This is a genomic window from Halomonas campaniensis, assembly GCF_002211105.1.
Classification (GTDB): domain Bacteria; phylum Pseudomonadota; class Gammaproteobacteria; order Pseudomonadales; family Halomonadaceae; genus Vreelandella; species Vreelandella campaniensis_A.
Genome location: NZ_JPUA01000005.1, coordinates 14,523 through 36,538 on the forward strand (window position 1 = coordinate 14,523; position 22,016 = coordinate 36,538).

The 22,016-nt window shown below is 50.5% G+C and carries 22 protein-coding genes and 2 pseudogenes; 10 read left to right on the forward strand and 14 right to left on the reverse strand.

Translation table 11 applies throughout. The features are described 5' to 3' along the window. Positions 1 to 55: 55 nt before the first annotated feature. The gene (locus tag JI62_RS02695) at positions 56 to 2,503 is read right to left on the reverse strand and encodes a putative bifunctional diguanylate cyclase/phosphodiesterase (protein WP_088698698.1); all 2,448 of its coding nucleotides are present in this window, start codon (positions 2,501 to 2,503) and stop codon (positions 56 to 58) included. Positions 2,504 to 3,025: 522 nt separating this feature from the next. On the opposite strand from JI62_RS02695, the pseudogene JI62_RS02700 reads away from it, so the two are divergent. The 5 genes and pseudogenes from JI62_RS02700 to JI62_RS22815 all read left to right on the forward strand — a co-directional run. Further along, positions 3,026 to 3,280, forward strand: a pseudogene (locus JI62_RS02700) (transposase); the annotation flags it as partial. Between the two features lie 241 nt (positions 3,281 to 3,521). Further along, complete coding sequence (locus JI62_RS22715) at positions 3,522 to 3,926, forward strand: IS110 family transposase (protein ID WP_205737477.1); 405 nt, start codon at positions 3,522 to 3,524, stop codon at positions 3,924 to 3,926. A gap of 99 nt (positions 3,927 to 4,025) precedes the next feature. After that, positions 4,026 to 4,280, forward strand: a complete 255-nt coding sequence (locus tag JI62_RS22720) for a hypothetical protein (protein ID WP_205737478.1) — start codon at positions 4,026 to 4,028, stop codon at positions 4,278 to 4,280. Positions 4,281 to 4,424: 144 nt separating this feature from the next. Then, a complete protein-coding gene (locus JI62_RS22725) occupies positions 4,425 to 4,691 on the forward strand; it encodes a transposase (RefSeq protein ID WP_276206542.1) in 267 nt (88 codons plus the stop codon). Between the two features lie 239 nt (positions 4,692 to 4,930). Continuing rightward, positions 4,931 to 5,322: pseudogene (locus tag JI62_RS22815) on the forward strand (IS3 family transposase); the annotation flags it as partial. A gap of 285 nt (positions 5,323 to 5,607) precedes the next feature. Here JI62_RS22815 and JI62_RS02710 read toward each other — a convergent pair. The 11 genes from JI62_RS02710 to JI62_RS02760 all read right to left on the reverse strand — a co-directional run bounded on the left by JI62_RS02710 (position 5,608) and on the right by JI62_RS02760 (position 13,856). Then, positions 5,608 to 5,820 (reverse strand): hypothetical protein, encoded by a 213-nt coding sequence (locus tag JI62_RS02710; protein ID WP_088698699.1) that lies wholly within the window; start codon positions 5,818 to 5,820, stop codon positions 5,608 to 5,610. 345 nt (positions 5,821 to 6,165) lie between these two features. Next, positions 6,166 to 6,501: a hypothetical protein gene (locus JI62_RS02715; RefSeq protein ID WP_141101294.1), complete on the reverse strand. Its 336-nt coding sequence runs from the start codon at positions 6,499 to 6,501 to the stop codon at positions 6,166 to 6,168. Beyond that, positions 6,482 to 6,805: a gamma-glutamylcyclotransferase family protein gene (locus tag JI62_RS02720; RefSeq protein ID WP_088698701.1), complete on the reverse strand. Its 324-nt coding sequence runs from the start codon at positions 6,803 to 6,805 to the stop codon at positions 6,482 to 6,484. The genes JI62_RS02715 and JI62_RS02720 overlap by 20 nt, the downstream gene beginning before the upstream one ends. Before the next feature lie 442 nt (positions 6,806 to 7,247). Beyond that, positions 7,248 to 8,174 (reverse strand): electron transfer flavoprotein subunit alpha/FixB family protein, encoded by a 927-nt coding sequence (locus JI62_RS02725; RefSeq protein ID WP_088698702.1) that lies wholly within the window; start codon positions 8,172 to 8,174, stop codon positions 7,248 to 7,250. Further along, positions 8,171 to 8,923, reverse strand: a complete 753-nt coding sequence (locus JI62_RS02730; RefSeq protein ID WP_088698703.1) for an electron transfer flavoprotein subunit beta/FixA family protein — start codon at positions 8,921 to 8,923, stop codon at positions 8,171 to 8,173. Before JI62_RS02730 ends, JI62_RS02725 begins: the two co-directional genes overlap by 4 nt. A gap of 54 nt (positions 8,924 to 8,977) precedes the next feature. After that, positions 8,978 to 9,370, reverse strand: a complete 393-nt coding sequence (locus JI62_RS23175; RefSeq protein WP_088698704.1) for a PaaI family thioesterase — start codon at positions 9,368 to 9,370, stop codon at positions 8,978 to 8,980. Positions 9,371 to 9,373: 3 nt separating this feature from the next. Further along, the gene (locus JI62_RS02740; RefSeq protein WP_088698705.1) at positions 9,374 to 10,189 is read right to left on the reverse strand and encodes an HpcH/HpaI aldolase/citrate lyase family protein; all 816 of its coding nucleotides are present in this window, start codon (positions 10,187 to 10,189) and stop codon (positions 9,374 to 9,376) included. A 16-nt stretch (positions 10,190 to 10,205) separates the two neighbouring features. Further along, complete coding sequence (locus JI62_RS02745; protein WP_088698706.1) at positions 10,206 to 11,423, reverse strand: CaiB/BaiF CoA transferase family protein; 1,218 nt, start codon at positions 11,421 to 11,423, stop codon at positions 10,206 to 10,208. A gap of 33 nt (positions 11,424 to 11,456) precedes the next feature. Beyond that, positions 11,457 to 11,837, reverse strand: a complete 381-nt coding sequence (locus JI62_RS02750) for a VOC family protein (protein ID WP_088698707.1) — start codon at positions 11,835 to 11,837, stop codon at positions 11,457 to 11,459. A 19-nt stretch (positions 11,838 to 11,856) separates the two neighbouring features. Next, positions 11,857 to 13,020, reverse strand: a complete 1,164-nt coding sequence (locus JI62_RS02755; protein ID WP_088698708.1) for an acyl-CoA dehydrogenase family protein — start codon at positions 13,018 to 13,020, stop codon at positions 11,857 to 11,859. Then, a complete protein-coding gene (locus tag JI62_RS02760) occupies positions 13,020 to 13,856 on the reverse strand; it encodes an FAS1-like dehydratase domain-containing protein (RefSeq protein ID WP_088698709.1) in 837 nt (278 codons plus the stop codon). The genes JI62_RS02755 and JI62_RS02760 overlap by 1 nt, the downstream gene beginning before the upstream one ends. Positions 13,857 to 14,133: 277 nt before the next feature. Here JI62_RS02760 and JI62_RS02765 point away from each other — a divergent pair, with 277 nt between their 5' ends. From JI62_RS02765 to JI62_RS02780, 4 genes are all read left to right on the forward strand, one after another. Next, positions 14,134 to 15,108 (forward strand): TAXI family TRAP transporter solute-binding subunit, encoded by a 975-nt coding sequence (locus tag JI62_RS02765; protein ID WP_088698710.1) that lies wholly within the window; start codon positions 14,134 to 14,136, stop codon positions 15,106 to 15,108. 78 nt (positions 15,109 to 15,186) lie between these two features. Further along, positions 15,187 to 17,355: a TRAP transporter permease gene (locus JI62_RS02770; RefSeq protein ID WP_205737480.1), complete on the forward strand. Its 2,169-nt coding sequence runs from the start codon at positions 15,187 to 15,189 to the stop codon at positions 17,353 to 17,355. A gap of 75 nt (positions 17,356 to 17,430) precedes the next feature. Next, the gene (locus JI62_RS02775; RefSeq protein WP_088698712.1) at positions 17,431 to 17,952 is read left to right on the forward strand and encodes a gamma carbonic anhydrase family protein; all 522 of its coding nucleotides are present in this window, start codon (positions 17,431 to 17,433) and stop codon (positions 17,950 to 17,952) included. A 28-nt stretch (positions 17,953 to 17,980) separates the two neighbouring features. Further along, a complete protein-coding gene (locus JI62_RS02780) occupies positions 17,981 to 18,622 on the forward strand; it encodes an alpha/beta hydrolase (protein ID WP_088698713.1) in 642 nt (213 codons plus the stop codon). Between the two features lie 92 nt (positions 18,623 to 18,714). Here the strand turns inward: JI62_RS02780 and JI62_RS02785 are convergent, their stop codons facing one another. Next, positions 18,715 to 19,623 carry a LysR family transcriptional regulator gene (locus tag JI62_RS02785; RefSeq protein WP_088698714.1) on the reverse strand — a complete coding sequence of 303 codons (909 nt, stop codon included), beginning with the start codon at positions 19,621 to 19,623 and terminating at the stop codon, positions 18,715 to 18,717. Positions 19,624 to 19,858: 235 nt separating this feature from the next. Then, positions 19,859 to 20,653, reverse strand: a complete 795-nt coding sequence (locus JI62_RS02790; protein ID WP_088698715.1) for an AraC family transcriptional regulator — start codon at positions 20,651 to 20,653, stop codon at positions 19,859 to 19,861. Positions 20,654 to 20,915: 262 nt separating this feature from the next. Here JI62_RS02790 and JI62_RS02795 point away from each other — a divergent pair, with 262 nt between their 5' ends. Continuing rightward, positions 20,916 to 21,725 (forward strand): DMT family transporter, encoded by an 810-nt coding sequence (locus JI62_RS02795; protein ID WP_240513112.1) that lies wholly within the window; start codon positions 20,916 to 20,918, stop codon positions 21,723 to 21,725. The last annotated feature ends 291 nt before the right edge of the window (positions 21,726 to 22,016 follow it).

Consider the following 22,016-nt stretch of genomic DNA (forward strand, 5'->3'; position numbering starts at 1 on the left):
TTTATCAGCATGAGTATATATGTGATTTGGCCATGATTATTTTAATAAGAAGATATTAAATGCACTGTGTGCGTTCTATTTCTTCTGCCAGCATGGGCTTGGCGGCTAAAAAGCCTTGGTACTGATCACAGTCCAGTTGCTGTAAAAATTCTAGCTCTTCTGTTTTCTCTACACCTTCTGCGATGACTCTCATGTTCATCGTCTTTCCTAACTGCACCATGGTTTGAAGTAAGCGAGCGTCGCCGGTCTGGGACCATTGATGTATGAAGCTCCGGTCTATTTTTAACTTGTCGGCATCAATGCGCTGTAAATAACTTAGTGAGCTATAGCCGGTGCCAAAGTCATCTATTGCTAGACGAACACCTAAGTCTTTTAGTTGGCGAAGTAAGTTACGGGCCTGCTGCCAGTCAAAAAGCAGTTCGGATTCTGTTATTTCTAGCACAATATTGTTTGGGTTTAAGCAGTGATGTGCCAATAATGATTCTAAATGGTCTAAAAAGATGGGTTCCTGAATGTCTTGGGCAGACAGATTAAGCGACAGAAATAAATGAGGATGTTTACGCTGCCAGCATGCAAATTTTGATAGGGTTTGTGTTAGCATTTTTTGGGTGAGAAGAGGTATCAGCCCGCGTTGCTCCATCAGGTGAATAAACTCTCCGGGACCGAGTAGCCCTTTTTCGGGATGTTGCCAGCGGGCTAAGGCCTCAAAGCCGATAAGCTTATTCTCATTCACCGTGTAGATCGGTTGATAAACGGCAATGAATTGATCGCTAGACAGCCCTTCTTTAATGGAGTTCTCCAAAAGAAAGCGGTTTTGCTGCATGGTTTTTAAAGATGCATCAAAGTAGCATATGTCTGTAGTAGGTGATTTTTTCGCTTTGAAAATAGCCATGTCTGCATTATCGAGTAATTCACTAGCCTTGCTAATATCTTGCGTAGCAAATGCGACACCGGTGTCTGCCGAAAGCGCGATGAGAGCGTGCTTTAACGTTATTTTAATCTCTTCAATCGACTTGGTAAGGCCAGTAACATATTTCTTTAACGACGCTTGGCTTGCATGCTCTTTTGTCAGGAGTAGAAACTCATCACTGCTTTCGCGGTATAGCGTGTCACTCGGGCTTATAGTCTGGGTGAGTTCCCAAGCAAGCCGCTGTAAAATTTCATCACCAAAATGATGACCATGGAGGTTGTTGATAGTGTGGAAGTCACGAATATCAAATTTAACAACTGCCATTATGTTGTCTGGGGCCCGCTTTTGTAGTGCGTCTTCAATATCACGCCGTATGTTGGCAAGCATAGGTAAGGCTGTCAGTGAATCTTGGGTGATTTGTGTTTCTGCAATTGTTAACGCGCCTATATGGGAGCGAAAGTATCTTCCTTTTGTCACCCTGGATTTGACAATCATCAATAAACGCCATAGTTCGATCGGTTTATTGATAAATTCATCATTAGCTAAGCGAGCACAGGCCAGCTGCAAATCGGTATCCGCAGCGGCAGACATGAAAATCAGCGGAATAGTGGCAAACTCCTCATGCTGACGGATAATTTTTCCTAACTCAATACCACTGCAACCTGGCATATATACATCTACTAATATCAGCTCAGGATGGCTTTGTTCTAATAGGCGCAGTGCCTCCTGGGCACTGGTAGCGCTAGTGACGTTATAGCCTGCCTTAGTTAAAAACTCCGCATACAGGCTGAGCAAATCATGATCATCATCTACTAGCATCACTCGATAAGGCTCGCTAGGGGCAAGATTCAGTTCCGAGAAGAGTAGTGAGACAAGTTTAGGGATATCCAGAGGCTTTCTAAGGAAGTGAGTCCCTCCGGCACGAACGGATGCTAGTCGCAGATCAAAAGAGTCGTAGCCAGATACGAAAAATACAGGTAAGGGGGTGCCATTTTTCTGGTGCCAAGTGCTTACCTGACTGGCACCGGCAAAGCGTTCGCCAGAAAAATCCATATCTACAATCAAGGCCCAAGGTTGATGGTCTGTTATTGCTTGGTCTAACTGAGATATATCATCCTGCCAATGAACGCGGTATCCGTACTGGCTAAGTATTTCGCTCAAATTTGTTGAAAAATCAGGGTCGTCATCTACCAGCAGTATATCGATCGCCTCGGAGGTATCGTTTTCGAACAATGCATTAGCAGAGTCGCTACTGGGAATATGTCTCTCACCGTTAGAGGCTGAGTCGCGCTCAAGGGCACTCAGCAAATCATCTATTGGACGTGTTAAACTGGATATAAGCTCTTTTGGCGGCATGTTTTTTGCCATATCGCAGGCGTGGTCTAGCTCCCGGGCCAGCTGAGACAGTTCGACAAAGCCATAGGCTTTTCCAGAACCGCTAAGCTTATGAGCCATGCTCATAATATGTTGTACCCGTTTAGTATCGTGTTGGGCGGCTTGCCAATCTGCTTCTAGTTCAGTTTTATAGAGCAGTAAGTGCTCTTTGTAAGTAGAGAGTAGCTTTTCCATTTTTTGGTTATTCGAACTGCTCATGTAACTCCCTTTTCATATAAGCTGAACATTTGACGAAATTTAGCCCCTGGTTATAGAGAATATCAGGGGGTTTCAGTTTCAAACACAACGTTATTGCGAGTACAGCATTATTGAAGGGTGCTAGCTCTGGCAGCAGATTTCTTGGGCATCTCTGCGCAGACGTCCAGTGACGCATCATCGGTCTAGCGTATTGTGCTAAGTGAGCTGGCGATCTCGTCATGTTCTTCCAGGCTGTCAATTAACATGTTTGTGCCCTGTGTTCAGTACTGCCTCAGCAGCCTCTTGGTGTTCTCATCGGTGCCTCGTTGCCGTGTAGGCTATGCGGGTCAACAAAAGAGATGGTTGTACGACTATTTTGAGTGATCTCGGTATACTCCACCCTCTTTTTACCCTAATTATAGTCTAGATGCAGGTTTAGCAAGCATACGCATCAGCGTGCAGGCGACTAGTCTACGGCGACGACTGAACTGCTCTGTGTTCTCCGGACACTTCTAGCCTTTTATTTGAGCGTAGGAGGGAGTGTTGAGTAACCAACGATATTCACCCGAATTCAAAGACAAAGCCGTCCGGCAGATCGTCGAAAGAGGATACCCAGTAACCGAGGTGTCGGAGCGACTGGGCGTCTATGGCCACAGCCTTCACAAATGGGTTAAGGCCATTAAGTCGAGTAAATCCGACGAACAGGCCTCAGAGCTCAACAACGAAAAGAAGGAAATTCTTAAACTGCGCGCCCAGCTTAGACGAACCGAGGAGGAGCGAGATATCTTAAAAAACCGTTATGGGTTGGCACCCGCTTGTAGATACAGAAACCCGATGGTGTCCTATACTAAGCTTGGGGGCCAGGGGCGCAGCCGTCGGCTTTTTGGTGGTCGACCCCGTTAAAAAACGTGGCTCGGGTGGCGTTCTGAATTTGAAAGTAATGACACCGTTTGAAGTGATCCCGGTTAGGAAGGTAGATGTCATCAACGCCACCTCCTCTGGCCCTTCCGTCATTTTCGGTTGCTGAGGAGATGCTGTCATGGCTCGTCAATCCTCCCGTTCCACTCTTCAGCAGGACAAGTTACAAGTCGTTCACCCCAATGCCGCAGCGATAGATATTGGTTCACGTTTTCATGTTGTAGCGATTCCCCCTGACCGGAATCAGCAACCGGTACGACGTTTTGATACCTTTACGGGCGATTTGCGTCGCCTAGCTGATTGGTTAGCGGAAAAGAACATTGTGACCATCGCAATGGGATCGACAGGTGTGTACTGGATTCCTGTTTACAAACTCTTAGAAGAACGCGGTTTTGACGTGATTCTAGTCAATGCCCGTGAGGCCAAGAATGTCCCAGGGCGCAAGACGGATATCAACGATGCTCAGTGGCTACAACGCTTGCATTCCTATGGCCTGCTGCGTGGCAGCTTTCGTCCGACTCAATAGCTTGCCAGTCTACGAGCGTTACTACGCCAGTGGGAACGGTTACTGGAATATTGTGCCTCCCATATTCAACATATGCAGAAAGCATTGATGGAGATGAACTTGCAACTTCATCACGTTGTGTCTGATATCACCGGTAAAACAGGGATGCGGATTCTGCGCGCTATTGTCCAAGGGCAGCATGACTCCGCTGTACTAGCATCTTTTCGTGATCCGCGCTGTAAAACCAGTGAGGAAACAATTCGTCAAAGCTTGGAGGGCCACTACCGCGAGGAACATCTACTCGCACTGAGTCAGTCTCTCTCCTTGTATGACACCTATCATGAGCATCTCGCTGAATGCGATCAGTTTATTTAAGCGACTCTCAAATGGCTTTCACTTGCAACGCCAGCGCCTGAAGTTTCCCTACCTGACGCTCGACATCGGGATGCTAACCCTAATGCACCAGCGTTCGACGTACGCCATTCACTATTTCAGGTACTGGGTCTTGATCTAACTCAGATCCACGGACTCGGTCCTTACTTGGTACTCAAGCTAATTAGCGAGTGTGGTACGGATATGAGCCGTTGGCCCACGGCCAAACACTTTACCTCCTGGCTAGCATTATCACCGGGAAGCAAAATCTCCGGTGGCAAGGTACTCTCGTCACGCACTCGACGAACCAAAAATCGAGCGGCTGCCTTGCTGCGCCTAGCGGCCGCTACGATCGGGCGCTCTCAAACAGGCCTTGGTGCTTTTTACCGCCGGTTGGCGAGTCGCCTAGGTTAGGCCAAAGCTGTCACTGCGACAGCAAGGAAAATTGCCGTTTTAATCTACAACGTCCTGCGCTACGGCTGGGTTTATCAAGACCCTGGTGCTGACTACTATGAGGAACGCTACCATCAACGTATTGTTCGCAACTTACAACGCCGTGCGCAATCATTAGGCTTTGAATTGGCCCCAATAGCAGACCCCAGGTAACGGGTTTCTTAGGAAGGACACCGTCGGAACACCGTCCAGAATTTCGCCAGGGGGGCCGACTGAGGTACGCGTTTATTCAAAATTATGCGAGCCAATATCCGGTACGTCGTTTGTGTCAGATGATGACCGTTCATCCCAGAGGTTACTACGCATGGTAAAAAAAGCGCTTTCTAATTGAGCTCGGGAAGATAGGCGCCTGTTGGGATTAATAGCATTCCTGGTTTGAGAGCGGTGGTGTATAAGGCTATCGCAAGATCCATCAAGATTTGCGTGAGGCTGGTGAAACCTGCGGCAAACATTGTTTGATCCGTCTAATTAGTAGGGAAGGTTTACGTTTTCATACGGGCTATCGCCGACTCCCTGGCTGCTACGACAGTGGAAAACCGGCTGTTGTATCACCCAACCATTTAACTGTCAGTTTGAAGTAACAGCGCCAAATGCTTTTATTGAGGGGTGGAGCAAGCTCTTTTCACTCAGAGCTGAAGGGATATGAACAGCCGCAATCAAGATGCTTGGGGAAGTATAGCCCCATGTCCATCTAGAAGAACAAAGCTAGGTAATGAGTAGTGGAATATCTATAGTACGTTTACGAGTTATTGACGCAGACAGCTTATATGATCTAGTCATTTGCTCCTGCCAGCTTCAGCGACTGGAAGGTGCCCTTAATAGAATGGGCTAAAGCTACCCCTTGATTATTGGCTTAGAATCTAATTCCAAATATTCATTATAATTTGTCAAGAAGCTCTCTTCTATGCTTGAAAATAACCTCGCGTGCACGCTGATGTGCTTTACGCCGTGCTTGTAGCAAAGCTTCAATATCTTGTTCTTTCTCAGGATTTGACGTTTTGCCCAGTATGAACGTTTCCCCGGAAGGAGTGATGACGCGTAGAGGACGAGATGCTTTACCGGGCGCTTGTTCAAAGTTTTTTGCTGTCATCAGTGATATCTCCTTCAATTTATTTAGAAATCATTAACAATGATAAAAGCAGATTTCATGACGTTAGCCCCATTGTCATTCATTTTTCCTATGGGTTATGCCGTCACTTAATACTAGTGCTCATAGCTCATCGTGCAAAGATTCATGCTTCACCTTAGGAAGCCCCATCCTCAGCTGGACTATTTCTAGGTTCAAGTTCACCGGGGGCGAGTAAGGCTATTTCATCCGCGTGGGCGGATTGTGACGCGAGGTTGGCCTCCAGCTCTTCTTCAGATGATTTGATCATAATTGCCCACCTGTAGTTAATGTGGCCACACAATTTGCGTGCCTGATATCAAACAATATTTATATTGGCTTCTTGGGAGCAGCGCATTGATCAAGCTGCTCCCGCCCCACTTCATTTAGGTCACGCCAAGCGTGTACCTCGTCTGTTTCATCAGCATTCGCGTCACATTGGTCAAGCAGTAGCTCCAGCTTGTAGGGCCTTATTCTTGACGGTTCGGGTGGTGAAAAATCAGCACTAATTTGAGCCAATTTTTCAAGGAGCCAGGTTTCTACTGCTAAACAAATGGCATACAGCAGCATCGCAGCTATCCGAGCACCTACGCTTTTACGGAAATCTGGAACGCTCAATACAACAATCGAACAACGTGTAAGTGTTTCAGCGTAACGCGTAAACATATGCCTTGACCGTTTCTCCGTCTTGCAACCTCACCGTCGCCAATTGGCGCTGATATTCACTCCCTTCGAAGTCATCCAAAATTTGCCAATGTTGCGACAAGCTCTCGGACACGAACACATGACCTTCTATTTTTTCTCCAGCCTCATCCAGCACTAGACCAGGAAACCCCATGTCTGCTCCCCAACCCGCTTTAACAAGGCGACCTTTGACACTGCCTGCTTGCCACTCTCCACCTATCTTCTGCATAACATGTTCGTTAGGACGGCCTGGGCCAAGAGTTCCATAAATAAAAAGGCGTTCCATTGAATATCTCCAGACTGCAAAAAGTAAATACGCTCAACTCAGCTCCGCTACCAGGGCTCGATTGTAGCTTCACCACAGCCAGCATAAAATCATGTCAGCTTCTTTAGCTTGTACTGACCCTACCCTCGAAACGACAGGTATTCACCTTAAATTAGCTCTTGGGCCGCGAAACCCTACTCGCCCCGCTAGCGGCATAAATTGTTTGCGCTGATCACGTAAAGCCACCACAATGCTCCCGTTGGGCAAAAGACTGGCCTGTGCGCGAAGAAAGAAGATCACCCTGAAGAAAGCATGGGAACCAATTAGAGGATCTTCTCTATCACGCACACGCTCAAATCGTGCTCGGTTTCACCCACCGCTGCATCAAGCAACACACCGTATAAATTCTCGGCGGGTCAACAGCCACGTTCACCGCAGTGAAACCCAAAAGGTATTTATCTCGCTAAAGCTTTTGCTCGAGGTCCGGTAATGCCTCGAAAAGGTCGGCAACCAATCCATAGTCCGCGATCTGGAAGATTGGTGCCTCTTCATCCTTGTTGATGGCCACGATTACCTTGGAATCCTTCATGCCTGCCAAATGCTGAATGGCACCCGAGATACCCACAGCAATATAGAGATCCGGCGCAACAATCTTACCGGTTTGGCCAACCTGCATATCGTTGGGCACAAAGCCAGCATCCACTGCTGCACGAGATGCCCCAATGGCGGCGCCCAATTTATCAGCTATGCCGTTGAGTAACTTGAAGTTCTCTCCATTGCCCATTCCTCGACCACCGGAAACCACTACTTTAGCGGCACTGAGCTCAGGTCGGTCGCTTTGTGCTAGCTCTTCCTTGATAAAAGAGGACTGCGTATTGTCGGCGACGAAATCGATCTCCGTGATGGCGGCACTTCCACCTTCGCCAACCGCATCGAAGCCGGTCGGGCGAACAGTAATAACCTTCAGTGCATCAGCGCTCTGTACTGTGGCAATGGCATTGCCTGCATAGATCGGGCGCTTGAAAGTATCGGCGGATTCGACTGCGATGATCTCGGAAATCTGCGAGACGTCCTTGAGCGCGGCGACACGCGGCATGATGTTCTTGCCTGTAGTAGACGCCACCGCCAGTACGTGGCTGTAGTCGCCCGCGAGCTCACAAATCAGCATGCTCAGAGGTTCGGCCAGCTGGTGGGCATAGGCAGTGTTGTCGGCCACTCGCACTTTGTTAACGCTATCGAGCCTAGCGGCCGACTCGGCCACCGCCGCAACGTTCTCCCCAGCGACCAGAATATCGATATCAGCACCAATCTGTTTAGCGGCCGCCACTGCGTGAGCAGTCGCTCCTGTTAGGACGCCATCATGATGCTCAGCAAGTACCAGAATGCTCATGAAATCACCTTCGCTTCGTTCTTGAGTTTATCGATCAACTCGTCCACCGAGCCTACCTTCACGCCGCCTTGACGCTCGGCCGGAGACTCGACCTTGAGAAGGGTGATATTGGAAGCGACCTCAATGCCTAGATCGGCTGGCGTCTTGGTGTCCAACGGCTTCTTTTTGGCCTTCATAATGTCCGGCAGCTTGGCATAGCGCGGTTCGTTTAGGCGCAGATCGGTAGTGACGATGGCGGGTAGTGACAACTCGATGGCTTGCAAACCTCCATCCACCTCGCGGGTTACCTTGGCCTTGCCGCCCTCTATGATCACTTCTGAGGCGAAGGTGCCTTGGGAAAGACCGGTCAGAGCGGCAAGCATCTGGCCGGTTTGATTGTTATCTGTGTCGATGGCCTGCTTGCCAACAATGACCAAACTGGGTTGCTCCTCTTCCACCACCTTGGTAAGCAGCTTGGCCACTGCCAGCGACTCGATACGCTCATCGGTCTCGACATGAATGGCGCGATCGGCACCTAACGCCAGTGCAGTGCGCAGCTGCTCCTGTGCGGCTTTTGGGCCGATGCTCACAGCCACGACCTCGGTGCCCACCCCGCGTTCCTTGAGACGCACCGCTTCTTCCATGGCAATCTCGCAGAAGGGGTTCATGGCCATCTTGACGTTAGTGAGATCGACGTCAGAATTGTCCGGTTTGACTCGGATCTTGACGTTGTAGTCAATGACGCGTTTTACCGCGACGAGGATTTTCATGTTGGAATCTCCTACGGGTTAGTATCTAAAGTTGGAAATATGAATACGCAGTGGCTAGTCCACAGACTGACGCCGAAAGCACCCCGATGCAGTGGCGATGAGCAGGCTACCCGACAGCAGCTGAGCTTCTGCGAAGAATGTCCTGTGCCCCCCTCCAACGAGACGCCCTTTAGCTATTAGGCCACCAGGCTCGCTACTAGTGAGGTAGTGAATGTTCAACGACAACGTTAGTGCTCGATAATCTAGGTGGCCGTTCTCTGGGTAGATGCCACTGTAAGCACAAGACACGTCCATTAGGGTCGCTATGACGCCTCCATGGACCTTGCCCTGAGGATTGATCAGCATTTCGCTCGCATCGAGTTGCCAGGAACATCGACCTGGTGCCCAATTGACTAGTCGTACGCCCAGGAGGTCGAGGAAAGGGTTGCTTGGCGTTATCTCTGCCATGGGTTAGAAACTTGCACGAGCCAACAGGGACTTGGCGCGACTGATCACTGGCTCATCCACCATCTGGCCGTCGAGCTGGAAGGCACCATCGACCGTTTCAGCAGTTTCGAGAACCCGGCGTGCCCAGGACAACATCTCTGCACTAGGGGTAAATGCCTTGTGAATACTCGGAATTTGCTGCGGATGAATGCTGAGCATACCGGCAAAGCCCATCTCAACTGCCTTGCGCGCCACGCTCTCCACCAGTTCGGTATCGTGAATCTCAGGCACCACGCTTTCGATCGGCGGCGGAAGTTTAGCCGCACGGGAGCACACAACCAACTGATAGCGGCACTGATCCAGCAAGGTAGCCGCACCGGGAGTTCCTGGTTCGAGGTTTAGATCCGTAGCTAAATCAAGCGCGCCGAAGGTGAGTCGCTCAATACCATCGGTGAATACTAGGCTCGACAAAGACACTAAACCTTTGGCGGATTCGATGATCGGCCACACAGGCTTCCCACACCTAGCTACATGTTCGATCTGTTGGCAGGTCTCAGCTTTAGGAAGCATGATGCCGATGACATTCGAAAACTCTTGGCAAAGAGCTAAGTCATGTTGCAACTCTTGCGGCGTGGAGTTAATACGAACAAGCACTTTTGCTTCGGGTGTTACAGCGAGATAGTCATGTAGTAGTTGGCGAGCCTTGTCTTTCTCACTCAAAGCGACGGCATCTTCAAGGTCAACGATGACCATATCCGCCTCGCTAGCGAGAGCCTTGGTGATCCGTTCAGGCCGGGTTGCGGGCACGAATAGGAATGAGCGTTGCTGTGTTATGGGCATGACAGCCTCCTCGTTTTCAAATCACGCCGCGGGACTTCAGGTCGGTGATGGCTTCCTCGCTGAAGCCCAACTCTCCAAGCAGTTGCGCACTGTGTTCACCAAGAGCAGGGACAGCGGCCATCTGCGGTGTGAAAGCATTGCTTCGACCCGGAGGAAGGAGAGCCGGGAGCTGGCCAGCCGACGTCGGAATCTCGACCCAGCGCTGTCGTGCTTTAAGCTGGGGGTGTTTCCATACGCCTTGCATATCGTTGACGTGGGCATTGGCGATTTTGGCTTGTTCAAGTCGGGCGATGACCTGTTCAGCACTGAGATCCGAAAAGGCTGTGCAAATCAGTGCACGCAGTTCATCACGGTTGGTAGATCTTTTCGAATTGCTGGAGAAGCGTGCATCATTAGCCAAGGCGGGTTCCTTCAGGACGATCTCACAGAAAGCCTGCCACTCACGCTCGTTCTGAAGCCCAAGCATTACCGACTGACCATCACCAGCAGGAAAGGGCCCGTATGGGTAGATAGTGGCATGAGAGGCACCGGCTCGTGCCGGGGGTTCTGCGCCGCCGTAAGCGTAATACATTGGATAGCTCATCCACTCAACCAAGCTCTCCAGCATGGAGATATCGATATGGCTGCCGACCCCCGTGCGCTCTCGAAGCAGCAGAGCTGATAGCACACTTGAGTAAGCGTACATACCCGCCGAGATGTCGGCGATCGAGCAACCTGCTTTGGCCATACCGTCTTCACCGGGTAGGCCCGTCGTCGATAAAAAGCCGGCCTCGCTTTGAATCATCAAATCGTAAGCCTTCTTATCTCTGTACGGACCGTCGTCACCGTAGCCAGAAATGTCACAGACAATCAGCCGTGGAAAGTATTCATGGAGAGCCTCGAATGACAGACCGAGCCTAGCAGCAGCACCTGGGGCAAGGTTTTGAACCAGAACGTCGGCGTCCTTAAGCAACCCCTGCATGATGTCGCCAGCTTCCTCAGCTTTGACATTAAGAGTCAGGCTCTCCTTCGAACGGTTGGTCCATACGAAATGAGAAGCTAGGCCATCGACACGCTCGTCATAGCCACGGGCGAAGTCACCAACATCAGGTCGTTCAACTTTTATAACGCGGGCACCTAGGTCGGCCAACTGACGCGTACAGAAAGGGGCAGCGATAGCGTGCTCCAGACTGACCACAGTGATGCCATCGAGTGGACGCTGAGCTCGCGTAGGATGGTGAGAAGATGCAACCATGGAATTTCCTTGTTCTTATCATCGACGTAGTGACTAGAGCGGATTACTAAGCTCGATCAAGTTCATATCTGGGTCGCGCACATAGACTGAACGGATAGGGCCGTTGGCCCCGGTGCGCTGCACCGGACCTTCAACGATGGCCACGTCATGTGAATTGAGCTCTTCCATTACCTTTTCTAGCGGCGTGGCAACAATGAAACATAGATCAGCAGAACCTGGCGTCGGCTGCTCTGCTTTCGGCTCAAACTCCTGCCCAGCTTGGTGCAGATTGATCTTCTGTGACCCGAAGACAAGTGCCTTACGTCCTTCGCCAAAGGTCTCCTCACGCATGCCCAGCACCTGGCTGTAGAAGGAGATACTGCTATCGAGATCGTGCACAGTGAGCACTAGGTGGTCTAAGTAATCGATATGCATGTGAGCCTCACACAGCGGGTCAGAAGGAACGCGGCAGTTCGAGCAGGTGCTCAGCGACATAAGAGAGGATCAGGTTGGTCGAAATGGGGGCTACTTGATAAAGTCGAGTCTCTCGGAACTTGCGCTCGACGTCATACTCAGAGGCGAAGCCGAAACCACCATGAGTCTGTAGGCAAACATTCGCCGCCTTCCAAGAAGCTTCTGCAGCTAGATATTTGGCCATATTGGCGCTAGCTCCGGCGTTCTGCCCATGATCGTATTCATAGCAAGCACGCCAACGCATCAAGTCAGCCGCCTCAACATCGATGTGGGCCTGAGCGATGGGGAATTGAACACCTTGGTTCTTGCCAATAGGGCGGCCAAAAACCTCACGGTCACAGGCGTATTGGCTAGCCTTTTTGATGAACCAGCGGCCATCGCCAATGCACTCGGCAGCAATCAAGGCCCGCTCTGCATTTAAACCATCGAGAATATAGCGAAAGCCCATACCTTCTTCACCAATCAAACTATCGGCCGGGATTTCTAAGTTGTCGAAGAAGAGCTCGTTGGTCTCGTGATTAACCATGTTAGGGATCGGTTGAACGGTCATGCCATTCCCAATGGCTTGGTGAAGGTCAACGAGAAAGATCGACATACCAAGCGACTTACGGGTCACTTGATCAATAGGCGTGGTTCTGGCCAAAAGAATCATCAAGTCGGAGTGCTGAATACGTGAAATCCAAACCTTTTGCCCATTAACAACGTATTTATCACCTTGCCGTACCGCCGTGGTCTTGATCTTGGTAGTATCGGTGCCTGTAGTAGGTTCAGTGACTGCCATTGACTGTAAGCGCAACTCTCCAGAGGCGATCCTAGGTAGATACTTGCGCTTCTGCTCCTCACTACCGTGACGCAGCAAGGTAAACATATTGTACATTTGGCCGTGGACAGTGCCTGAGTTACCACCGCAGCGGTTCACCTCTTCTAAAATAACCGATGCTTCGGTTAACCCGAGACCAGAACCACCGTATTCCTCAGGGATCATGGCAGCTAGCCAGCCCGCTTCAGTCAGCGCAGTGACGAACGCTTCCGGGAACTCTTTTTTTTCGTCTACAGTGCGCCAATAGGTATCATCGAAGTTAGAGCAAAGCCCCCGCACACCATCACGGATAGCCTCAATAGACTCTTGATCATGGATAAACATTAGGTTGTCTCCTTATAGTAAATATCTGCCTGATGTGCAGGACCTTTGTCATTGAATGCCCATAGCTCACACTGCTGATCGTCTTGCTCGGCACCACCAACTTGGAAATCGGTATCGGCGATGAGAGGTCTGAGACCGCGGTAGGCGAAGTACCTGGGTGTCCGATCGGGAAAGCGACGTGTAAAGCTACGCAGTAGTAATGTCGCGATCATTGGCCCATGAACAACTAGGCCTGGGTATCCTTCCTGTTCCGTGGCGTAAGGATGATCGTAGTGAATGCGGTGGCCATTAAAGGTGACCGCTGAATAGCGGAAGAGCATGACGGAGGACGGATGGACGCTGTCTTGCCAGTCCAAAGGCGGAAGCGAGGCAGAACTTTCCAATTTCGGCGGGCTGGGTGAGCGATAGACAATATCCTGTTCCTCGCGCACACAAACCACATCGTCCTGTGAATAAACGTGCTCTACCGTGACAAAAAGAAGAGCTCCCGTCTTACCTTGTTTTTCTTTAACAGACGTAATCGTTGAGCGACGCTGAGCAGGCTCATCGACCCGTAACGGCTCCAAGAAGGAAACTCGACCGCCTGCCCACATGCGATTTCGCCCTTCGATAGGTGGCAGGAAAAGTCCCCGTGCTGGGTGACCATCCACTCCTAATTGAGAGGGCTCCACCGGTTCCTGGAAGAAGGCCCAGTGCCACAATGGGGGCAACGGCGTGCCAGGCTGGGGAGCCAACTCACCAAAAGTGGCAGCAATGCGTCGAGTTATCGAGGACGAAATAAAGTCCTTGCTTAACTCTTGTTTCCCGACCCAGCAGTCCAACGATGCATCCGCCATCCGTCATCTCCCGTCATGGTGCTCGTTTTTGTGATGCTGTCAGGATGGCCACTTTTTGCTGGGGAGAGAATTCGAAAATATATAAGCGGGAGTTTCGCAAAGCTGAAGACCATAACAGGCTTTTACTAAAGTCTATTAACTAAGGCTTAAAGGGGGTGTTAGGAAATCCGACTTCATCTTGCAGTGGAACTGTTTCAGGCTTGGGCATGTGGAAATAGCATCCTTCTACAAAAGATGTAACTCGCATTCCTAACAACACAACACTGTCGAGATAACCATGAACAAGATCACTCTAGCCATTACGGCTACTGCCTTCGCCTTCAGCTCCGCCTCTATGGCCGCTGACAATCAGTCAGATTGGCCTTCCAGCATGACGGTCGGTACCGCAAGTCAAGGGGGAACCTACTATATCTATGGCTCAGGGTGGGCGAACCTGATTAACCAAAAGCTCGACACCAACATTGGCGCCGAAATTACCGGTGGACCGATGCAGAACGTAAGCATGGTACAGATGGGTGAACACGATTTTGGCTTGGTCACCCTCGGCCCAGCCCGGGAAGCACTTGAGGGAAAAAGCCCCATCATGCCAGGTATTGAACATGACAATGTTCGTGCGGTTTTTCCTATGTATCCGACGATTTTCCATATCACCGCACTACAAAGCTCAGAAATTTCTTCTGTCGACGATTTAGTGGGTAAGCGTGTAGGCGTAGGACCTGCTGGCGGTACCAATAGCGTTTACTTCCCCCGTTTCTTCGATCTTCTGGGTTATGACGTCGACACTCTTGAGGGTGGCGCAGGCGACCAAACAGGACAAATGCAGGATGGCCTTCTAGATGCCTTTGCGTTCGGTGCAGGACTGCCCGTCTCTGCTGTCAGCCAGGTCGAAGCACAATCTGCAGTTAACGTTTTCAGCTATAGCGAGGCTGAGATAGACACAATTGTCGAGGCATACCCTGAAATTTCCACTGCGGTCATACCTGCCGACACATATAACTCCATGGATGAAGACCTGCCAACGGTATCGATGTGGAATTTCGTTGTGACCAGTGCTGACATGCCAGAATCGCTAGTATACGAAATCGTCAAAACCGTGATGGAAAACAATGACGCCATGCAGCAGATCCATCGCTCCGCCGAGGAGACACTGCCCGAGAATTATATCCACAACACCCAAATCCCTTTCCACCCTGGGGCCGTTCGTTGGTTCGAAGAGAATGGTTATGACATTCCCGAAGAATTAGAAGGATAACTCAACATCTAGCGTAGAGCGCCGCTTTGAGCGGCGCTATTCCGATTTTTCTATGATTGCACGACCACATGGGGTTCCATGATGAATAATGACAATAAGTCTACTGAAACACTAGCTCCTGGGTCGCCCCCCCTGGACAGTTCGAGCGTGGATGAGATAAAGCCTGCGGGCAATGAACGGCTTCCTGTTGGCATCTCGGCGTTCTGTCTGTTTCTAATCTGTGTCGTCTACATCAGCTTTCATCTTTACGCACTAAACATTCAACCTATAGAAACCTGGACTTTTCGTATCGTCCACATTTCGGTTGGGCTTCTGGTAGGTTTCCTACTACTGGGGGCATCTAATCGATTCGACGAACCAAAACACACGTCGACATGGGTTAGAGGTATTGGGGCGATCTGCTTGGTATTGTCCTTATGTGTTGCAGCCATGGTGGCAGTATTGTGGCTAAGCCCCCATTACCCAACGTTCCTCAATGCTGCGGAACTTGCTCAAAACTTCTTAGGCGGCATTGCCGCATCGACTCTGGTGATCTCGCTTCTGGCCAGTTACACCTGTGTGGGAGAACGGGGGCGCTTGAGCATTATCGATGCCTCACTTGGCATTTTAGCCTTAGCCGCGGGGGCCTATATCGTCCTTTCGCTGGAGCGTTGGCGTATGGTGGCGGGTACTCCTTTTGCAGGTGAGTTAGATTTCTATATGTCGGCAGTGGGAATCATTTTGATCCTGGAGTTAACACGTCGAGTGGCTGGATTAGCACTGGTGGCCATCACTGGAGTCTTTATGCTGTATGCGTTCATTGGTCCTTGGTTGCCAGGTATTTTCGAGCATAGCGGGTATAGTCCGGGTCGATTTTTCACCTACATATATACCGATAATGGTGTACTTGGCCCCACCATCGCCGTCTCCTCTACTTACATCGTCCTTTTCATAACGTTTGCAGCGTTTCTACAGAAATCCCATGTAGGTGAATACTTCGTCAATTTTGCGTTTTCTGTCGCAGGACGTTCAAAAGGCGGTCCAGCCAAGGTGGCCGTGTTTGCCTCGGGGCTGATGGGCATGATCAATGGCACCTCAGCAGGTAACGTGGTCTCCACAGGAAGCCTGACCATTCCGCTTATGAGGCGTGTCGGCTATGAAGCGAGGAGTGCAGGTTCCATCGAAGCCGCCGCTTCTACTGGCGGGCAGATCGCGCCCCCCATCATGGGTGCAGGAGCATTCATCATGGCGGAGGTCACCGGTATCCCTTACACCGATATCGCCGTCGCTGCGATCATTCCAGCAGTCCTGTATTTTCTCTCCATTTACTTCATGGTGGACTTAGAAGCAGAGCGCAAAGGCATGCGCGGCCTACGTAGCGAAGAGCTCCCCAAATTGCGTTCCCTTTTAAAGCAAGCGTACTTGTTTTTCCCGGTGATCATTCTGATCGCAACACTATTTATGGGCTACTCGGTCATCCGTGCTGGCACCCTCGCACTTATTGCAGCGGCGGTAGTATCCTGGTTAACACCTCACTGGATGGGGCCTCGCGCCATTTTAAGTGCCCTTGCTTTGTCAGCGCGGATGGTGATTCCGTTGGTCGCCGTGTGTGCCTGTGCGGGTATCGTGGTAGGGGTAATCGCCATGACCGGTGTCGGGGCGCGCTTCGCGTCACTGCTGCTGGGAATTGCTGACAATAGTCAATTCTTGGCGCTGCTGTTTGCCATGCTAATCAGTATTTTGTTGGGCATGGGAATGCCCACTACCGCTGCCTACGCCGTTGCAGCTTCAGTGATCGCGCCAGGCCTTCAGGACATTGGGATTCCTCCCCTAGTAGCCCACTTCTTCGTCTTCTACTATGCGGTGATTTCGGCGATCACTCCCCCCGTCGCCTTGGCATCATATGCAGCGGCGGCTATTGCGGGCTCCGATCCTCTGAAGACTTCCATTACGTCCTTTAAGTTTGGTCTCGCCGCCTTCGTCGTTCCGTTCCTGTTTTACTACAGCCCAGCCATTCTCATGCAGGGGGACGACTGGCTGCAGATCGCTCGTATTCTGATCACTGGTTCGTTCGGCATTTACCTGCTGGCAGCTTCAGTTCAGGCTTGGTGCTTTGGCCCCTTAAATCTCATGATGAGGGGGGCGGCGCTGGCGGCTGGATTGGCGATGATGGCCGGAGGAGTGGCCACTGACCTAGTAGGGATCGCTGTGGCTGTGATCGTGATAGGTAGCCAGCTCAAACTTCGGCGACACAACGCCACAATCTGACGAACGGGTGCACCTGATCCATCGCCTACTGGCCACCATGCGGCCAGTAGGCGGCAGAAACGAAAGGGAACCAAGATGGCTATTTATATGTTTGAAGATACACAGCCTTCTATCTCACCATCGGCCTTTGTCCACCCCTCCGCGGTGCTGATTGGCGATATAGTCGTTGGCGAGGGTTGCTACATTGGCCCCGGGGCAAGCCTGAGAGGAGACTTTGGCAGTATCGTAATAGAGCCAGAATCAAATTTGCAGGACAACTGTGTCATGCATGGGACGATTGGATCGATGACCGTAATACACCGACGCGGGCATGTGGGGCATGGTGCCATAGTGCACGGCTGCACCATTGGCGAAGATGTATTGGTAGGCATGAACGCCGTCGTCATGGACGGCTGCGTGATCGGCGCAGGGTCAATTATAGGCGCTTGCTCTATGGTCAGAGCAGGCTTTATATGTGAGAAAGCCTCATTGTTGGTTGGCGCACCGGCAAAGTTGATTAGACACCTTAACGAAAGAGATTTTCGCAAAAAACGGGAGGCGACACAGCGTTACATTGACCTAGCGAAAAGGTGCCACACCGACTTGAAGCAGTGTTGATTACATGATTTCAGAATGAGAAGCGCAGATGATAGATAACGGTAAAAATGTAATATATCAGGGTGATGTCGGTGACATGGAAGTTCTGCAGGATTTGCCACCAGCAGCCCCAATAGGAATTGTAATTATAGCGCATCCTCATCCATTAGCCGGTGGCAATGCAGAGCACAAAATACCCGCATACCTAGCGAAATGGTTATGCCGCAAGGGCTGGCAAGTACTTCGACCTAACTTTCGAGGAGTGGGTCAAAGTGCTGGTAAACACGACTTTGGTCATGGAGAAGCGGACGATATTTTGACGTTAGTGAGATTAGTTCGCCAGGATCACCCTCAAACGCCACTGGCACTTGTCGGCTTTTCTTTTGGGGGCTTCGTGCAGGCCTCGGTTGCGAAACAGCTAAGAATAGAGAATCAGCCAGCAAACCATGTCATCTTGATAAGCCCTGGTATTGGCACAGTTGAGAGCGGACGAAGCTACGATATTTCTGACATCGGTGTAGACGCTCGGGTCATTCATGGTAGCCGCGACACCATTGTTCCACTGGAAAATGTTATAACGTGGTGTGAGAACGAGAATCTTACGCTGACAGTATTACCGCGGGCAGACCATTTCTATACAGGCCAGTTATCAATCCTGGTTCGTGAATTTTGCTATTTCCTTGAGGAGTAACCGGTTAATTCTGACAAGAACCAAACACAAACATCAGTTTACAAAGACGTTTCTTGGACTCTCGAACTATGTGTTTGGCGTTCTGCATTTGATCAGGAATCAACTGAATAACGGTTGTGGTAAGTGAGAATTGCATTAACCAGCGTCTTGGCGGATTCAGGTAAGGACGCCATTTCTCGAACGACGACAGCCCGCTCCCGCGTTGCCCAGTCATCTTCAAGCTGGACGATGCTGACCTTCATCGTCTTCTGGTAACGCAGAGCGCTGGACTCTGGAAGTATTCCAACACCAACACCCGCCTCAATCATCCGGCAAGCTGGTTCAAAGCCGTAAACCTGTATTCGTAAAGGTAATGTCTCACCGATCTCTGTTACCTGCGCTTTGAGGAACTGCAACAGCGTACTACCCTCATGCAAGCCGACATAAGGGAATTTCAAAGTATCTTTGAACGCGATAATTTCCTCTTTACCAAGTAGATGTCCATTCGGCACCACGACGACGAGCCGATCTACGGTGAAGGGAATGACCTCCAATCCTTTAATCTTGATATCACCTGAAGTGACGCCAAGATCCGCCGCGCCGTCTAGGACCCCACGAAATATATCATTGGTCAGACGCTCTTGAAGATCGATAGTCATACCAGGCTTTCCGCCAAGGAATTCTGCAAGTACTTCGGGCATGAACTCGGTCACTGCAGTGGTGTTGGCAAAGATGCGAATATGGCCCGCTTCGCTGTTTCCATATTCAGAAAAGTCGCTCTTGACGTAATCGACTTGGCGCATAATGGCACGAGCATGAATCAGCAATCGTTCACCTGCCGGTGTTAGCTCTACCCCTTGGCTTTCTCGGTAAAAAAGGCGGCTACCAAGTTGACCCTCGAATGATTTGATTCTTGTACTGGCAGCGGCCGTAGACAAGTGGGCACGACGAGCACCACCCGTGAGACTTGAAGCCTCCGCCACGTGAATGAATAGTCTTAAATCAGCTAAGTCAAAGTGCATTTTGCCATCCTACCTTGTGCCATAGAGTAACTACTATTCGCATATAAAATTGTGGTTGTTGTTACCTTCCTAAAATGGGCCACGTGTGATAAAAATGGCCAATCACTAATTGAACGAACTAAAAACGACTGTCAGAAAGATGTGTACTACAGCCAGCTCAATCTTCTGAAAACCTGCATAAACACTGACAAATCCCACACCCTTTTAGGTTCAACCTCCATAAGTAATCTAAAAATCACTGTTGCTTAAAATTCCGGCGGTACTCATCTGGTGTCTCACCAGTGAGGCGACGGAACATCGTGATAAATGCTGAGGCACTGGAATAACCCAGATCAAGTGCGACACCTTCAACTTTAGCTCCCGCTTCAAGTAGCGGCATCGCTTTCACAACTCTCAAACGCTGACGCCACTCTGATAGCGACATCCCCAAGTCACGTTGGGCACGACGCATTAAAGTACGCTCGGTGGCGTGAACAGCCTTGGCCAGATCAGCAAGAGTACGATTATCATGGGGAGAAGCTTCGATTAACGACAGCACTTGGCTTAGCTGAGGATCCTCGGAGGTGGGGAGGTAACTGCCAGTGCATTCCGCAGCAGCCAGCTGATCCACCAACACCCTCAGCAGTCGAGTGATGCCATCAGGGTAAGGCGCTTGAACCGGATGGCGGCGAAGATGATCAAGCACAGACTTAATCAAAGGACTGATAGTCAACGCACAGGTCACCCCCGGCAGGCCATCAGCCAGCGGAGGCGCAACATAGACAGAGCAGTGAACTGCCTCATAGCGGTTTAGCCCCTGATGTTCGACCCGCGGCGGTAACCATAGGCCGTATTGGGACGGTGCAAGATAGTGCCGCTCACCAACCTTGACCTCCACCATACCACTATACGAATAGACGAACTCGCCCCACTCATGACGGTGGCATGGATATGCTGCACAAGCTGGCATACATCCGGTACGGAACACCACTGGAGCCGGTAGATGGTCGCTGAACGGCGGGAGAAGCAGATGTTTTGTAGAGTGTCCCATACCAGTATTTTATCTTTGTCTGAGTAGCGGCATTGTATGTCAGATACTAGCTATATATTTTGAATACGCCAAACATATACTCTCCTCTCGCAGCCAATTGTCTTGGAAAAAGCATGGATTCACGCCAATCACTCGATTCTCACGCTGTCGGGCTGATGCTCGTCTTTTGCCTGACCCTAGGCATGCAACAAGTCGCCCTGAAGGCGACAGGGGGGATATCTCTCCCGTTTTGCAGATTGCACTGCGCTCTGGCATCGGCGCGTTGCTAATTGGGCTGTACGTGTTTGCAAGGCGGCAACGCTTGTCGTTTGGTGATGGTAGTTGGAAACCAGGCTTGGCGGTGGGTGTACTGTTCTCACTCGAATACTTACTTCTGGGCGAAGCTCTACGCTTTACCTCGGCTTCGCACACCGTGGTTTTTCTCTATACTGCCCCGGTATTTGCCTCATTATTACTGCATTTTCTAGTACCCGATGAACGCATGGCCCCTCTCCAATGGGCTGGTATTGGGCTAGCCTTTGGCGGTATCGCTATAGCGTTCTTGTTGCCTTCCGAAACCGCTGACACCAATAACGGTCCTTTGATACTATGGGGTGGTTTGTTGGCTCTACTGGCCGGTGCTGCCTGGGGAGCGACCACAGTGGTTGTTCGCACCTCATGTCTTGCCCACGTTTCAGCTGAACAAACTTTGCTCTATCAATTAGTAGCGGCTTTCGTCCTGTTGCTGATGGGGGCCGCAGCCCTTGATCAACTTGCTATCAACCCTACGCCTTTAGCGTTGGCGAGCCTTGCCTTCCAGGCAGTTATCGTTTCCTTCGCCGGATTTCTAGTGTGGTTCTGGTTGTTACGCCACTATCAAGCTTCGCGCATTGGCGTTCTTTCCTTCATGACACCGCTGTTTGGGGTTGGGTTTGGTGCTTGGTTGCTAAACGAACCTATTGAGCCAGGCTTTCTGATCGGTGCAGTGCTAGTCATCATCGGTATCACGCTTGTCAGCGGTCATGGCTGGCTTAAGCAACAGATGGTCTCGCGTGGAAAAACGGCGAAAGGTATTATCGCGGACAGGTATTAATGGCTCAAAAGGTAACGACTTGTGATCACTTACTCAGTGCGTTACTTCACAGGTCTATTCCCGTTACGTAGCCGAACATAAACATTTCAGCAATGATTCTGACTATTTTCGAACACAGGCACGGCGAGGTCATACTCAAGAGTCACTCCGGCGACCACCGTCTCGCCTTTAAAAATACCCATCACCAAAGCGGCTTTGCGCTTGCTAGTTCAGCGTTTAATGGTAGGTTCGTTTCTCATCGCAACCTTCTAAGCATTGCACTATAACTGTGTAGCTTCGGAGGGAAACACT